12 protein-coding genes, 1 tRNA gene and 2 pseudogenes are annotated in these 15769 nt (G+C 44.9%); 2 read left to right on the plus strand and 13 right to left on the minus strand.

Annotation, left to right across the window (positions count from 1 at the left end):
* Window positions 1-8 precede the first annotated feature (8 nt).
* Window positions 9-644, minus strand: a pseudogene (locus tag ABD692_RS08880) (DUF6266 family protein).
* A 223-nt stretch (window positions 645-867) separates the two neighbouring features.
* On the minus strand, window positions 868-1335 hold the full coding sequence (gene rnhA, locus ABD692_RS08885) for a ribonuclease HI (protein WP_316757014.1): 468 nt from the start codon (window positions 1333-1335) through the stop codon (window positions 868-870).
* Between the two features lie 176 nt (window positions 1336-1511).
* Between rnhA and ABD692_RS08890 the strand changes: the two genes are divergently transcribed.
* Window positions 1512-1585, plus strand: a tRNA-His gene (locus tag ABD692_RS08890).
* A gap of 550 nt (window positions 1586-2135) precedes the next feature.
* Here the strand turns inward: ABD692_RS08890 and ABD692_RS08895 are convergent.
* A pseudogene (locus ABD692_RS08895) lies at window positions 2136-3107 on the minus strand (recombinase family protein); the annotation flags it as partial.
* Window positions 3108-3771: 664 nt separating this feature from the next.
* Between ABD692_RS08895 and ABD692_RS08900 the strand changes: the two are divergent.
* Window positions 3772-4602: a transporter gene (locus tag ABD692_RS08900; protein ID WP_344766335.1), complete on the plus strand. Its 831-nt coding sequence runs from the start codon at window positions 3772-3774 to the stop codon at window positions 4600-4602.
* A 231-nt stretch (window positions 4603-4833) separates the two neighbouring features.
* Here ABD692_RS08900 and ABD692_RS08905 read toward each other — a convergent pair whose 3' ends face one another.
* The 10 genes from ABD692_RS08905 to ABD692_RS08950 form a co-directional block, all read right to left on the minus strand.
* Window positions 4834-5409 carry a YciE/YciF ferroxidase family protein gene (locus ABD692_RS08905; RefSeq protein ID WP_344766336.1) on the minus strand — a complete coding sequence of 192 codons (576 nt, stop codon included), beginning with the start codon at window positions 5407-5409 and terminating at the stop codon, window positions 4834-4836.
* Window positions 5410-5632: 223 nt separating this feature from the next.
* Complete coding sequence (locus tag ABD692_RS08910) at window positions 5633-6010, minus strand: response regulator transcription factor (protein ID WP_344766338.1); 378 nt, start codon at window positions 6008-6010, stop codon at window positions 5633-5635.
* Between the two features lie 119 nt (window positions 6011-6129).
* Window positions 6130-6801: a DUF6766 family protein gene (locus ABD692_RS08915; RefSeq protein ID WP_344766339.1), complete on the minus strand. Its 672-nt coding sequence runs from the start codon at window positions 6799-6801 to the stop codon at window positions 6130-6132.
* A 338-nt stretch (window positions 6802-7139) separates the two neighbouring features.
* Window positions 7140-8276: an MFS transporter gene (locus ABD692_RS08920; protein WP_344766341.1), complete on the minus strand. Its 1137-nt coding sequence runs from the start codon at window positions 8274-8276 to the stop codon at window positions 7140-7142.
* A 59-nt stretch (window positions 8277-8335) separates the two neighbouring features.
* A complete protein-coding gene (locus ABD692_RS08925; RefSeq protein WP_344766342.1) occupies window positions 8336-8611 on the minus strand; it encodes an ArsR/SmtB family transcription factor in 276 nt (91 codons plus the stop codon).
* Window positions 8612-8745: 134 nt separating this feature from the next.
* On the minus strand, window positions 8746-11031 hold the full coding sequence (locus ABD692_RS08930) for an ATP-binding cassette domain-containing protein (protein WP_344766344.1): 2286 nt from the start codon (window positions 11029-11031) through the stop codon (window positions 8746-8748).
* Between the two features lie 87 nt (window positions 11032-11118).
* Complete coding sequence (locus ABD692_RS08935) at window positions 11119-12087, minus strand: ketopantoate reductase family protein (RefSeq protein ID WP_344766345.1); 969 nt, start codon at window positions 12085-12087, stop codon at window positions 11119-11121.
* A gap of 21 nt (window positions 12088-12108) precedes the next feature.
* A complete protein-coding gene (locus tag ABD692_RS08940; RefSeq protein ID WP_344766347.1) occupies window positions 12109-12993 on the minus strand; it encodes a DMT family transporter in 885 nt (294 codons plus the stop codon).
* A 69-nt stretch (window positions 12994-13062) separates the two neighbouring features.
* On the minus strand, window positions 13063-14262 hold the full coding sequence (locus tag ABD692_RS08945; RefSeq protein ID WP_344766349.1) for an MFS transporter: 1200 nt from the start codon (window positions 14260-14262) through the stop codon (window positions 13063-13065).
* Between the two features lie 189 nt (window positions 14263-14451).
* Window positions 14452-15768, minus strand: coding sequence for a hypothetical protein (locus tag ABD692_RS08950; RefSeq protein ID WP_344766350.1), 1317 nt, complete (start codon window positions 15766-15768; stop codon window positions 14452-14454).
* Window position 15769: the final 1 nt, after the last annotated feature.

The following is a 15769-nucleotide window of genomic DNA, read 5'->3' on the forward strand; positions in this document are numbered from 1 at the left end:
AATAAAGGTTATAACATAAACCGACCCAGGTACTGGCTGTCTGACTGTAAACTGCGGTCAGCAGCCACAAAACCTATGTAAATATCTACTTCTAGATTCAGAAGCCTTGGGTTAGGAGCCACTATTATTTGACCATCCTTTCTGTAGGCTCCATTGAATATTCTGGTGTTAGCTATTCTGTTTGTCGGATTATACACCAGGAGCAGCAGCTGATCGCTTTCATTAAGATAATTAACTTCGTTAGTGTCCCATTGAATGATAATCCCGCTATCATCTGAAATTTCAACTGTAGGGTTGATGGCTGGTGTAAGGGTACCGCCACTGATTTTAATCAGATGTTAATCGATGTAAATGCCACTGTCGTCATGCTTTAAAGCTTCCTTTCTGGTATAGGATAGCGCAGCCCTGAAACCACCCGTTTTGGTATAGTAGTTATTGAATCCTATTTTAAGAAGATCAAGAAAAGGAGAGAGGTAATTCTGTACCAGCCTAAATTTACGCTGATTTTCGAGTTCTTTATTCGTGAAAGGCTTAGTTCGCCGAGGAAGAGCCCTCATTACAAGTTTATCTCCAAGCTGAAGACCAACTACCGGGCCTACCTTGCCAAAAAAGCCACCCAGTATACCATCTTTAAAAGTTGCCATAAAATTGTTATTTATTTAAATTTAACAACTTTTAGGAATAATTGCAATAGACCAGAAAATTACAAGGTGATGCCTCGCTATTTACTCGCTTTGGGAGCCTGTCTGCAACTTGTTATCACCCTGTTTACACCGTGTTATCACCCTGTTTACCCTACCTTTTAACACTTAAAATTAATTGGAACTTAGTGGCCGAAGTTTAATCAAAATAGAAAGTAATATAAGCTTAAATCCCGCGTGCTCGTTCGGTCTCGAAAAAGGTATCAATTGCCAGATTGGCCTTGTCTTGCGAAGCAAAAACGGCTAAGCGATCGCAACGCTCGTTTTCGGGATGGTCGTTATGGCCCTTAATCCATACAAATTTAATTTTGTGCAGTTTATAAAGCTCTAAAAACCTTAACCAGAGATCTTTGTTCTTTTTATCTTTAAAGTTTTTGGTTACCCAACCGAACACCCATTTTTTTTCAACCGCATCTACCACATATTTAGAATCAGAAAAAACGGTAACCTGTTGATTTAAGCTTTTAAGAGCTTCCAGGCCTTTTATTACCGCGAGCAATTCCATTCGGTTGTTGGTGGTCATTCTAAACCCCCCACTTAATTCCTTATAATGCTGTCCCGCTCTTAAAATGGTACCCCAACCACCTGGTCCTGGGTTTCCGCTGGCTGCTCCGTCTGTATATATCTCGATCATAAACGTTGTAAAGTTATGTTTTTAGGTTTAAAATCACTCTTAATTCGCCCTTGCTTAAAAATATTTTCGTTTCAAATAATTGAATTTTAAGTAATTAAAAATTTCTTGTTAAATCTTTAAAAAAAATATTTGCAAGGAATATTAAAAGTCGTACTTTTGTGACACTAAAAAATACGGTGGTTGTAGCTCAGTTGGTTAGAGTATTGGTTTGTGGTGCCGAGGGTCGTGGGTTCGAGCCCCATCAGCCACCCCCGATGGGGCAAGGTCTTTTTCAAAGACTTTTGCCCCATTTTTTTTGCTTCTAACTCTTTGTTTTTCAAATAGATATGCTCGGCAACTTGATTGACCATTTGGGTTCGATGTTGCACTCCATCGTATACCAATTTTTCTGGAAAAAGGCAGCTAATCAAGAATCTTTTGCCTTCTACGTCTGCATTGTCATAAAACACATCGAGTTTTTTTAAATTGATTAATGCCCGTTCTGCAACCAGTTTAATGTTCAAAACCTTTTTGTTTTGGGTATTTAGTTCATTTAATTTTCCCTCTAGTCGCTCAATTTTTTCATTGCAGGTATTTTTTACTGTCCGGAAATCTAGTGCATCAATATCGCCTTCCAACAATAACTCCCTTGCCTTTTCGATTTTTTTATTCTGTTCGTTAATCTGGCTGATGTAGCTTTTTCTGTCATCCAAAATAGAACCTATCTGATTTTGATAGGCGTCGTTAATTGTTTCAACGAAAACTTCTGCATACCCTCTCTTCGGCAAGTAGTTCATAAGTTCTACGCTGAACGCTTCATTTACGTCGTGCGCACGATACCGTACACCACATTTGGATGAACAGTGATAATAACTTGAGTATTGGGTTCTGCCTTTCGATGCACTGCCGGTTAAGGCACGATTGCATTTTGGACACTTTAAAAATCCCCTAAGCAGAAGTTCTGATTTAGTAGCTATCGGAAGCCCATAAACTTTTCTTCGGCCGTCTAGAATATCCTGTACGTCAAAAAAAAGAGTTTCTGTAATCAAGGGCTCATGTAAGCCCTGAACCAGATAACTCTCTTCATTCTTGTATTTCGGAACAATGATCTTACCACAATATATTGGATTACGGATAATGCAATAAAAATTGTTTTTACTACAGTCAAAGCCTTTGTTTCTTGCGGAAATTAAAATCTGTTCCCCAGAATAAGTTCCCTGAGCGAGCTGTTCGAAGATCCATTGTACATGAGCTGCTTCGGGCTGTTTAATTGCGATGTATTTTTTTCCGTTTTCTGCTGTTCTGTTGATATAGCCTTTAGGTGCAAGCCCAGTCCATCTACCTTCCTTCTTTGCCTGTCTTATACCGGCCTTTGTGTTCAGACCCCTTCTGTCATTTTCGATTTCCGGGGTAGTAAGATATACAGCAAGCATCATCTTGTTCTCTGGGACATTCAGATCTAACGGCTGTTCTATCGCCTGTGGGTCTACACCAAGTTTATTCAACATGGCAATCATCTGGTAGGCATCACTAGTATTCCTGCTAAACCTGTCTCACTTAGTGAATAACAAAAGATCAGTTTTCCCTTTTGTTTTTCTGATCTGAATCATTAATTTCTTCCATTCAGGACGATTGAATGTCTTTGCAGAATAGTCCTCTACAAATACTTTCCTTATCTTGATATAGTTAAGCTCGCAATACTTTTCTAGGACTTCTTGCTGGCTTCTTAATGAGTATCCTTTTTCCGCCTGTTCATCGGTGCTTACTCTTACATATAGATCTGCAATTTTCATTCGCTGTTTATTTTTCGTGAGTATTTTTTCCGCTCAGGGCGGATGACCTTTTCATTGGAAAGTTGTCTAATTGTCTCTCCGACAGACAAATTACTTAATCTATAAATGAGTTCCAATGTTTTTTCTGCACATTCTTCACTTAATATCGTACCATGTTTCTCCAGAATTTTGACCATTTTCTGCGGGGTCATGGTTCTTTTTTGTTGAAATTTGAAATAGTCTACAACATCCTGGGTTTTCCCAGCCCGGATGCGGCCAGACTGACCTGCCAGCCTGGAGGAGTCTTCAATAGACTGACCATTTCTGGCTTAAATTCCAGTATCTGTGCATATTTGGTCACAGACATTGACCTGGTGACGTCTTTTGGTGGGAGGCCTCGCTGGGCGTTTGCTCCAAGGGCAACCAGCAGGAGGGCGCCAGGGATAAGGTAGCGTAAGTTTATGTTTTTCATATTCCGGTTTTTCTCTGACAACAGTCCCTTCTGCATTAAGGTTTTTAAATATTTGCAGATCTGAGCGGAAATATGATCGACGGTAAAGGATTTTAACGAAGCAAATCCCAATGAAGGATTTCCGTATAGGTCTGACGCTATGCAATAAGGTATGAGTAATGTTATTTAAAACATCTGCCAGTTTTTTCTGTTCTAGGCCTAAGAAATAATAAGATGATAAAAAGAGTGTTAACAAGCTTTATTGTGCTTTGTAGTTTGGCGCTGAATGCTCAGGAAAAGGCAAAGACGTCTTATAATCTGTTTCGTCCGGTGCCCAAGGCATCGCTCAGAGAGATGGAAACCGATAGGCCGGACGTTACCGAATCCCCGATAACTGTAGATGCCGGCCATTTGCAATATGAAACCGATCTTTTCAGGCTGGAAAGGGAGCAGAGTGAAACCGCCTTGAAGCGTACCTATCTGTATAATCAGGGCAACCTTAAACTGGGTGTGACTAGTTCCACAGCAGTTCAGCTTGTGGTTCAGAGTTTTGTCTACCAGAGAGAAAGTTCCGGGGAAGGCGGGGTGGAACGCTCGCACGGGTTCGGAGATCTGACCTTGCGCATCAAGCAGAATCTTTTGGGAAACGATAAGGGTAGTTTTGCGATAGCTATACTGCCATATGTAAAATTTCCGACCTCGGGTGTGGAAAAGGGAGAGCGATATGAGGGCGGTCTGATCGTGCCGATGTCCCTAAAGCTGCCGGGCGACTGGAAATTGGGCATGCAGCTGGAGGCTGACCGTTTACAGGACACCGAGGGAAGCGGGCTTCATACCCAGCTGCTTGAATCCCTGACGATAGGACATGAAATTGTAAAACATCTGGAGGGAATTGCGGAAACTTATTATACCTATGACTTTTCCCAGCACCACTGGAACAACTTCTTAAATGCCGCCCTACAGTTAGAACTGGCAAAGGATGTTAAACTGGATGGCGGACTGAACTACGGGATCCAGCGAGAGGCAATGAAAAGTTATTTTATCGGACTCTCTTTCAGGCTCTGATCCAAAAAAAAAGGCCCTGTTTTTTCGAGGGCACTGAAAAAGTCCTTGTTAAAAATATCGTATTAAATATTGAGAAAAAATGGCAGATAAGGCCTCTTAGAATCGTCTAATTGGGAAATAGAATTTAAGAGATTGCGAATATCATAAAGAAAAGGGCTTATGAATTTTTTATTTCATAAGCCCTTTTTAAATGGCTAGTTTTTCAGTGCCCTTAGTGTGAGATTTTATTAACTATTCCTGGGCTGCTGCCTGATTGACAAAGCTTACCGCACATTCGGTCAGCGCAACATCTGTTCCTTTCTCGTTTTCCAGCGTCTGAGTCAAGAGGTCTGCGACTTCTGTATGTCCCATGTTTTCGGCAAATACCTTTAGGGTACCATAAGTTGCAATCTCATAATGCTCCACTTTCTGCGCAGCCAGGATAAGTCCAGCGTCGCGGATCATGGTGCCCGCATCGGTATCTTCGATAATTCCGGTTGCCTCTTCCAGCAGTCCGGCCATTGCATCACATTTTTTAGCTACTGCTTTTTCTTCCAGTAAGGCAAATACCTGTTCAAGGGTATCGATATGCACCTGTGTTTCCTGGGTATGCTTTTCGAATGCAGCGGCAAGTTCCGGACTGGTAGCTGCTTTTTTCATTTTCGGAAGCGCCTTCACCAGGTGTTTTTCTGCCCAGTAGATGTCCTTTAGCTCGTCCACAAAAAATTCGTGAAACTCAGAGTTCTCCATTTTTCCGGTCTTACCGGTCGATTTTGTTGCTGTTTTTGCACTGCCCTTAACGGCAGCCTGTTTTGTTGTAGTTGCCATATGCTTATTTTTTATTTTGGTTACGATACCCTTACAACCATTTCTAAATTATTTGGTTTTAAAAATTTTAGTTTCGAAACATATCTTAAGGACCTTATTTGAGTGACTCCCCCAGCAGAAAGTCAATTCCCATTATTATTAAACCACCATAACTCTAATCGTTACAACTCCACAGAGTGGGGTTAGGCAAAGCCTTAACGGAAACAAATATTAATAATGTCAATTAGTTGTTTAAATTGCCCGGCCCTACCAAAATAGTGACCTTGTCTATAAAACGGCTTATGTCAAAGGGCTTGCTGATGAAGTCGTCCGCTTCGCACTTTTTTCTGATCTCTCCGAGAGTTGAGTGTGCCGACATCATCAACACCGGTATATGACCGGTGCGGTAGTCGGACTTGATTTCGCAGCAGAGATCGATACCGTTTCCATCGGGGAGCATCACATCCAGGATCACCATATCTGGCCTGCGCTGAAAAATCTCTTTCCTAAAACTTCCTGCGTCCTCGCAGAGATGCACCTCATATTGCTCTTCGTTCAGCAGCAAACCTATGATTTCCCTGATGTCCTCGTTGTCTTCCACTACCAGAATGTTTTTGCCCATTGTCTTTTGACTTAAGTAGTTGAATTCTAAAGACTCCGCAAATGGTCAAAAAGTTTGAAAAAAAAATATTTCCAATACTTCTAATAGCGCTAAAGTTATATACTACAACAATTTTCCTTTTATTTTCCTGTTTCCATATCCATTGCATCAACCGGTTTCGATTCCGGAGATCCCTTCTGACGCAGGAAAATGGTCAGGATCACGATGGACGCCACCGAAAGAAATTCGCTCTGCCAGTTCTGGAAGGTCTCAAACCAGAAATTGGGCTCTGCCAGATATTCTAGCATAGTCAGGTCCTGCTTTCCCTTCACAGCGGCCTCAATATTGTTTTCCTGCCAGCTTCCGTAAAAATGAAGCCACCAGCTAATGAAAAAAAGAATCGCAAAGGCAATGGACAGCGAATTTCTGTATATGGCAAGTGCCAGTCCGCCCCGTCTGACCGGCCATGGAGCGGTTGGAGAGGCTATAGGTTCACGGTCGACTTCTTCCACTTCGTCCAGCTTTTTGGATTCCGCGGAACCGATCTGCCTAAGTCGGATCGTCAGTAGAACATAAAGTGCCATCTGGAGAAATTCGCTCTCAAAGTTTTCAAAGGTCGCGGAAATAAAATGTCCCGAGCGCAGATAGGTGGAAACGCTTAATTCGCTTGCACCCTCATCTTTCAGTGTACCATTATGTTCCTTCCATCCCGTTAATGCCTGAGCCATCAGCGTGAAGACAAACAAGGACATAAATATTACCGACAGCCCATTCCGGTAAAACCAGCTTCTTGGTTTAGGTTTTTTGCTCATATCGTTTCATTGGTTTTACTCACAACAGGAATGTTTACCGAAAAGTTCTGGTAAATATCGAGGTAAGAAAACTTTTGGTGGAAAGTTTCAGCAGATTTCAGAAAAATGCATCGCGGTAAGCTGGGAAGGGGACTTGAAAACGGGTTATACCATATTTAAATAATTCGTAAAATAGATATTGGTTTGCGGTCAAGCTGCAAGCCGGCAGGTCCCATCATCAGGAAAGCAGGAGAGCTGATGACCCTTTACGGATGGGGATTATCAAATATGGCCAAAACTTTCAAGGCATCACTTACTGTTCCGGTAGCCTTTGACCTATATTGAAATTTACCACTCATCTAGCCAATACTATCTTTCCTGATATGTACAAAACTTAAGATATAGGCGGTAAGCAACAGAGGCACTGCCATCCAGATGATTTCGTGAACACCAAACTTTGCGATTACAAGGCCTCCCAACAGCGCGCCAACAGATATACCGATATTATAGCAGGATGTCAGAAGGCTGTTTACAAATTCCAGCGCGCTATGGGGAACAGCCTGGGTGGTGCGGATATTGGGTACCAAAAATCCCCCGGTGTGGATCATGCCCCAGAGAGACACAATAACAACCATCGGAATAAAAACCGTTCCGAAAAAGTAAGCCAGTACCTGTACGCCGATCAAAAGAAGAAAAAATACCCTGCTGGTTAACATGACGTTCTTCCCAAGCGCTAATCCCATTAACCAATTGCCCAGAATACCCATCCCCCCAAACAGGAGCAGCATAATGCTGATCTGGGTTCCGTTCATATCTGATATCTTTTCAAGATAGGCAGCCAGGTAGCTGTAACTGGAAAACATGGCTGCCAGGGTAAGCACGGTTGAAACCAGGTTTAACCAAAGTCTTTTGTCCCTTAAAATGTGCAGCTGGCTCTCGCCTGGTTTATTTCCGTTGCCTGGCATTGAGGGCACAAAAAGCAGCAGCCCTATAAAAGCAAATAAACTGATTACGCTGGTTAAGAAAAAGGATGCCTGCCAGTTGTGAAAGAAATCTGCCGCATAAGTTGTTAACGGAACACCCAGTACCGTGGCGATGCTCAATCCGGTCATGACTACTGATACTGCCTTCGCGCCGCCCTGTTTGAAAGCAACGGCAAGCGAAATATTCCAGAACAGCGGGTGAAAAAAAGCAGGCAATATCCTGGCGATCATCAATATGGTAAAGTTTGGAGAAAAAGCAGAGAGCAGGTTGGAGATTATAAAGACGCCCAGAACAAGGCACAATAAGAATTTGCGGTTGATTTTTGTGGTCAGCGCGGTAATAAACGGAGAGGATACAGCAACGGTTATCGCAAACGCACTCAACAACCAGCCTGCTGTATCAATTGAAACGCCAAATTCCCTGCTGATCGTTGGCAAAATGCCGATCACTCCAAATTCAGTTGTGATGATTCCAAAAGCACCCAGTGCCAGGATATATATAGATCTATTCATATATTCAAATATTTCGATGTTTTTTAGTTAGGTAATTTATTTTGTCCTTTTGAAAACGCTTAATCCTTCAGTGCATTCAGGCTCTCTATATACTCGTTGAGCACCTTTTCGTTAAGTATGTATTTGAGGTTCCGGCCTTCTTTTTCGGACACGAGCAATTCTGCATCCACCAGCTGTTTTAAGTGGTGGGATACCGAAGGCTGGGTCAGGTCCAGCAGATCGTTCACCTCCGCACAATACAGGCAGTCCTTCTTTTTTCTGAATTCCTGTAAAATAGCTATCCTGCTGGTATCACTTAACGCCCGGGATATTTTCTCTATCTTTTTGTTGTCCATTTTCTGGGTTGCTCCAAAATTAACCTTTGGAGAACCACAGGCAAAGTTAAACTTTTATATTGATATATAGAAATCTATCTATATATTTTAATAGAACTTTCGCTCATCCCTCAAAGTCTTATGGCCTCCGTTTTTTATAGTTTTGCCAGATCTTCGCCTTTCAGGTATTTCGTGAGGTACAGGCCGGTCAGTGAGGATTTATTCTTCAGTAATTCCGCAGGGGTACCGCTGAACAGTACCTTCCCGCCATCCCTTCCCGCGCCGGGTCCCATATCGATAATCCAGTCCGACTGAGCGATGATGTCCAGGTTGTGCTCTATAACAATAACGGTGCTTCCCAAACCCACCAGTTCGTTTAGGAGAACGATTAGCCTTGCTACATCGGAGCCATGAAGTCCTGTACTGGGTTCGTCCAGAATATAGATCCGCCCGCTTTTTTTAAGTTCGGCAGCCAGCTTCAGTCGCTGTCTCTCCCCTCCGGAAAGGGAACTTAAAGGCTGGCCTAGGGTCATATAGCCAAGCCCGACTTTCTGAAGCTCTTCCAGGGTTTTTACAACATTGGCATCCTCAAAGTAGGTCAAGGCCTCCTCAATGCTCAGCCTCATTACCTCATCGATGTTTTTCCCTTTTAAAAGGTAGCTGAGCACCTTTTCCTTAAATCTTTTTCCCTTACATACCTCGCATGTTTCTGTGACCTTGTCCATGAAGGCCAGATCTGTTTCGATGACCCCGAGCCCTTTACAGGCGGGGCAGGCACCTTCAGAATTGGCACTGAAAAGCGATGGGCTCACCCTGTTTTCGCGAGCGAAAATTTCCCGAATCCTATCCAGTATTCCGCTAAAGCTCGCTGTATTTGCCCGAATTGAACCGCCCAGCGCTTTTTGGTCAATGCACACAGTCTCTGGATATAACCGCGGAACCATGCCGTTGATCAGGCTGCTTTTTCCGGAACCCGCTACACCCGTAACAACGGTCAGTACATCTTTTGGAATATCAATACTAATATTTTTGAGGTTGTGCAGATCAGCACCGCGTATTTCAAGGAAACTGGTCGAAATCCTCGTAGGAGTTTTAAGTTTGGGAACTTGCCTTAAATACTCTGCGGTAATAGTAGAGGCACTTTTAAATTCCTTTAGCTCTCCCTGGAAAACGATTTTTCCTCCGTACTTACCCGCTCCAGGTCCCATGTCGATGATGTGGTCTGCCTCATGGATCACATCCGGATCATGCTCGACCACCAGTATCGTATTTCCCTTATCGCGCAGACTCTGCATTAACAGGTTGAGTTGCCTTACGTCCCGCGGATGAAGGCCTGTACTTGGTTCGTCAAAGATATAAGTCATATCGCTCAGGCTGCTGCCCAGATGGCGCACCATTTTTACCCGCTGGGATTCTCCCCCGGATAAGGTTGCGGTTTCCCGGTCCAGGCTCAGGTATCCCAGGCCGATATTTTCCAGCTCGGTCAGCCGATGAATAATAGAGTCCGTGACGGTTTTGGCCTCACCGGGCTTAACTTTCTGCAGCTGTGAAACCAGCTCGTTGATCTCTAGCGAAGCGTAATCCGCGATATTCTTCCCATTGATCCTGCAGGAAAGAACCAGGGGGTTGAGCCTCGCACCCTGACAGACTGGACAGGTCGAGGTTTCCACAAAACCGGTCTGCTCATTTTCTCCCTCTACATTTTCAGGCCCTTTGGTCAAGAACCTTTTGGTAAATCGCGGGATAACCCCTTCATAACTGGCGCTGGGCCACCAGCCCCTGGCCGGGTTTTTGGGCTTGATCTCCTCCTGATAAAGCAGCAGCTCCCATTCTTTTTTGGTGTACTTGACCAAGGGCTTATCGTTGTTAAAATAGCCCGAGAGCACAAAGCGTTTCCACAGTGCGCTGCCCGGACTAAAACTGCGGTGCAGGATTGCGCCCTGATTCAGCGATTTGCTTGTGTCAAATAATTTATCGATCCGTATGCGCCTCACCCTTCCGATACCCTGGCATTCCGGGCACATTCCCTGCGGATGGTTAAAGGAGAACAGGTTTGAATAACCAATGAAAGGTTTGCCTATCCGCGAAAATAGCAGGCGGAGCATGGCGTTGATGTCGGTTATGGTGCCTACGGTCGACCGGGCATTTCCTCTTAATGGCTTCTGGTCAATGATAATGGCCGGGCTGAGGTTTTCCATCGCATCAACATCAGGCTGACCGTAATGGGGCAGGCGATGGCGGATAAAGCTGCTGAATGTTTCGTTCAGCTGGCGCTGTGATTCTGCTGCAATCGTAGAAAACACAAGCGAGGATTTCCCCGAACCCGAAAGACCGGTAAACACGGTTATCTTTTTCTTGGGTATATCTATACTGATATTTTTCAGGTTGTTTTCCCTCGCCCCGTGGATCCTGATAAAATTATGGTCATTGCTCGCTTTCATGTTTTTCGATTTAGGCAGCCTTCAGCTCAAAACCAGTGCGCTCCGTCTTTTACGACATGATAAAGGTTTAACTTACTTGCAGTTCTTTTAATGGTTAAGATCCTTCGAAAGTATTTGCAGCACGTCCCTTCGTATCTCGCTATAAATCTGCGACGTTTCATTTGTTTCGATGCCGAGTTTTTTCCCATAGCCGATGATGGCCCCGGCAAAAAGTTCGAGCTCGTTATCTCCCTTTTTTGAGTTTATATCCAGTTGCAGTGATGTTGGCGTATCATAGGGAAAGCTCCGTGCTTTTTCCAGGGTCAGCGAAACGATATCCGTGGGCAACCCTACCTTAAGTTCCGAGGCGATGAGCTGGATTTCCTCCATTATCCTCACCGTCCGCTCCCTTAAGCTAGCATCACCACAAACCTGACCGATCGACTTATTGTATCTGGCCGAAACGAGCCCAAAGCTGGATATAAACACGAATTTTGTCCAAATGTCTACAAAACTATTTTCTTTAAGGATAATGTCGGCGCCGCTGTTTCTGAAAAGATCGATTACCCAGTTGATGTCTGCCTGTTTATTTTCGGGATCCCTTCCGATGATTATTTTTCCAGTAGGTCCCTTATGCTCTATAATCCCCTTTTCTTTTATATGGGAAGCTACATAAATGCAGCAGGGGAGATAGGTGCCGGTATTGATCACCTTTCTCACCCGCTCATAAATATCTGCCCCGTTCATTAATGCAATGACAATTGTATTGGACGAGATTTTGTTCCTGATCGCTAGGCATACCTTTTCCAGATCGTATTCCTTGACGCAGATCAAAATCAGATCCGAGGGTTCCACCTCCTCCAGGCTTTCGATAATCCTATCCGGCCTTACCGGTGCACCAGGATTCTCGGGCGAGATCAGCGTGAGCCCGTTTTCCTTGATTGCCTCATAAGTTAGTCCTCTTGCCACCAGCGTGATGGAATATGCAGGTAGGTTCTTGATATATTGACATAGTTTGAAACCGAAATACCCACCAACGCCACCGGTTCCGATGACCGTTATATTTTTGTTTTCCATAATTGACATTCATATTTAATGTTATCTGGCATATCTTTTTGAACAGGCCACACATAAAATAACCCCTAGCACAACAATAATCATTCCCGCATTCACCTGTTCGTCCAGCAATAAAGCGGCAAGGGCCAGGCCAAAAAAGGGCTGTAAGAGCTGCAGTTGTCCAACGGTAGCGGTTCCGCCCTGGGCAAGCCCCTTGTACCAGAAGATAAAAGCGATGAGGCTGCTAAATAAAGCGACGTATCCCAGACTTATCCATGCGCCTATATGTACGGTAATCAGAGTAGAAGGAAAACTAAACCAGCTGAAAGCGATCATGGCCGGCATGGCCAGCACCAGTGCCCAGGAGATCACCTGCAGTCCGCCCAGGGTCTTTGAGATTTCTGCCCCCTCTGCATACCCAAACCCGCAGACAATGATCGCCGCCAGCATAAGCAGATCACCTATGTAGGATCCGCTGATTCCCTGGAAAAGTGCATAACCGATTACCAGCAGGCTTCCCAGTACAGAAAAAAACCAGAACAGCGGCTTAGGGCGTTCCCCGCCCCGGAGAACGGCAAAGGCCGCGGTGGAAAGTGGCAGAAGTCCAACAAAAATGATGGAGTGCGCAGAGGAAATATGCTGTAGGGCCAGGGCGCTCAGTAGCGGATATCCGACAACGACCCCTAGCGAGACAATGATCAGGGAGCTGATCTGCTTCCCCGAAGGCAGTTTTGGCCTGGAGATCAGAAGGACCGTCAATGCCAGTATCCCTGCAATACTACCTCTGGAGGCCGTTAAAAAGCCGGGACTAAAATCAATTACTGCCAGCCGGGTAGCAGGTAATGAGCCGCTGAACAATAGCACGCCGATCAGTCCATTGAGGTAGCCTGAAAAGTTGCCGTTAGGATTGCTTTTATCTGTTTTCATTTTTAAAGAATGATGATTTAGTTTTAATGGTAATTTGTATACTGCCTGATAAAACGCGGGTTGTTTTGATCAATAATCCTTTCGCCATTTAGTATAGAGTAATAGAAATATACTCGCCAGCGCCAGTATGAGATACCCGATACCCAGAAAAAACTGTGTTCTGATTTCCAGTATGTTGATCAATAGCGTGCCGGCGAATGAGGCAACGATATAAAATCCGCCTCCTGTCAGACCGGCTGCCTTGCCGGAATAGGCTGGAAAGCGAAGCAGGCAGTACGAAAATATATTGTTGAAGATAAAAGCCGCCGCCGTGTGTACAAGTACCACAAAGGCCAAAAGCGTGTATAGGCTTTCCGAATGTAGGGTGTATAATCCTACAGCTATCGTGGCAGCGATCATCAGTGCTGCTGCCAGGATGAGCTTTTGAAGGAACGGTTTGTGCAACAGTGATTTGGAAATAACCCCGCCGATCAGGACCGCAACCCCGGAGACAAGGGCAAGATTGCCCGTAACCTGCGAGGAATAGTGCAGCACCTTTTCAATAAGAAAAGGGCTCGCCATTCCAAAGATAATAAGCGCCGCATAACCCAGGCCCAGTATCGTTAAACCCGAGCAGAAATCCATTGTCCCCAGCATCGTCCTATAGCTTTTCACAACCGCACCGATCTGGAAGCGTTCTGGGGTGATCAGCGTTTCCCTGCCGATCAACAACTCAAGCACTAAAAAGACACTACCCAAAAGGCCCAGAAAATAAAAATTCGCGGACCATCCGAACCTGGTCTGCAGGTAACCGCCCAGAAACGGCGCCAGGATCGGCGCGGTTGACCATATTATGGAAAACAGGGAAATGTAGTGCTTGAGTTTGTCCCCCTTGTAGACGTCGGTAAAATAGGACCGTTTACATATCGTGATCACCGAGATCGAGATGCCGTGAACCACCCTCATCAGGTAAATGACCAGTATATTCTGGGTATTTACAATGACAAAAGTGGCAACAATGAAAAGAAACAACGCAGCCAGGTTGGGGAGGTAACGGCCAAAGCTGTCGAGCAGGCTACCGATAAATAGCTGGGTAATTCCGTAACTCAATAGAAAAATCGTGAGGGTTGCCTGAATCTGAGAAGAGGGGACATGCAGCTTATCGGCCATATCCGGCAGTGAAGGTATATAAATGTCGGTTGCAAATCCCGAGAGTGGTATTATCGCCAGGGCAAGGGCGGTATTCAATGGTCTGGGCGTAGAGCTCGCTGTCTTGTTTAGTAATGGCATTATAAATTTTTTAAAGGGTTATAGCTAGATCCACAATAAACTGATCTGGATTGATCCTTTAGTCCAGGTAGATCCTTCGCCGGAAAAACTGAAACACGGTATATTTTTTAAAAGCAGCGGGGTGCTGACCCTTTGCTTTCTACTGCACCTGTTAATTACGCTGACTCAAGCTGGATTACAGGCTGGAGCTTAAGGTGTCAATGGGTAAAGTACCTCTGTCGAGTGCAGCGTTACCGCATCCGTCAGCGCTTTCTTACGTTCCAAACTCAGCATTTTGTCCCTTTGCGCTATTTTCTGATGGTACTCTGCTTCGCTTCTATAAAATGCAATGGAAACAGTAAGGTTCTGGTCCTGAAATACCGGGAGCCGGGGGAATGTATTTTCCCCATCCTCACTGATCCAGAAACTTATTTTTTTAATCCCAGCCTTGCGCATGGCAGGCAGATAGCCCAGGCGCAGGAGCTGGATGAAATTTCCCCTCTTCTGGTTGGATATGTAATAATCGATCACCGTTATCCCGCCGCTGTTGTTGAACCACTTCCGGTCTATCCGCTCATTTGTTCCCGGTTCCAGGCCAAGCAGCGGTTTGAGCAGATGGACATTATCGTTGTTCACCAGCAGCCCATTGGCCTGGGTCCGGTTTTTTTTCCATACCGCTCCGTAATAAAAGTCGTTCAAAAACTGTCCCCTGGACTGCATGCTTTCAAAACCACGAAACCAGATCAAATGGTCGTTATTTATTTTCGGCGCATATTCTCCCATCGGGTAGCCGCCCAGGGCGACCTGTGGGGCGATGAGCTCTTTTCGGAAAAGCCTCACAAAATCCCCCACTTTGCCTGGCTCTAAAATATAGTTCCGCAGTTCCATTACATTGATCCCCAATGCTGGAACCTCATGATCCATGTTCCTGGAAAAATGCATATACCAGTTCCATTCCCAGCTTAATCCGTCATCAACCGAAAAGGCCTGGCTCCAGACCGGATGCCCGGGATCCGTCGCATTCCAGTTGAACCGCACCAGCACGCGGTGCCCCAGATAATGGTCCTCGGAATAAAAATCGCCTACCTTTCCATCGAACGATCCCACCATAGGGGGATCAAGTGTCCCATTGTTGCTGTCCGACCAGTAAATGCTCCATAGCCTGGTATTGGGATCAAAAATCCGGAGCGCAGTCCCCTCAAAGGGCTTGCCCTCAATAACCGCGGTATATTTTTCGACATTACCGATCCCCAGCAGGATCAGCTCTGTCGAGCTTTTGGAATCAAACTTGTTCCAGTTCTCGTTTCCCTCGAGCAGGCTCTGCCTTTTGGTATTGGCCACCTCCCAGTTTCCCTGGAGAAAATCGAAATCCTTTTTTGATGAATTTTCCGAAGGCTTTATAATCAGCGTTCCGTTTTGTGCTAAGGTCATATTGGGGGCTGTATGAGATTTGATTTCTTGAATGTGCTGTGCCAGTAATGGCGCGGTGGCAAATGTTGCCACCAGTAAGAGTATGCTGCCTTTCATG

The sequence above is a fragment of the Pedobacter ginsengiterrae genome, from assembly GCF_039537385.1.
GTDB lineage: Bacteria > Bacteroidota > Bacteroidia > Sphingobacteriales > Sphingobacteriaceae > Pedobacter > Pedobacter ginsengiterrae.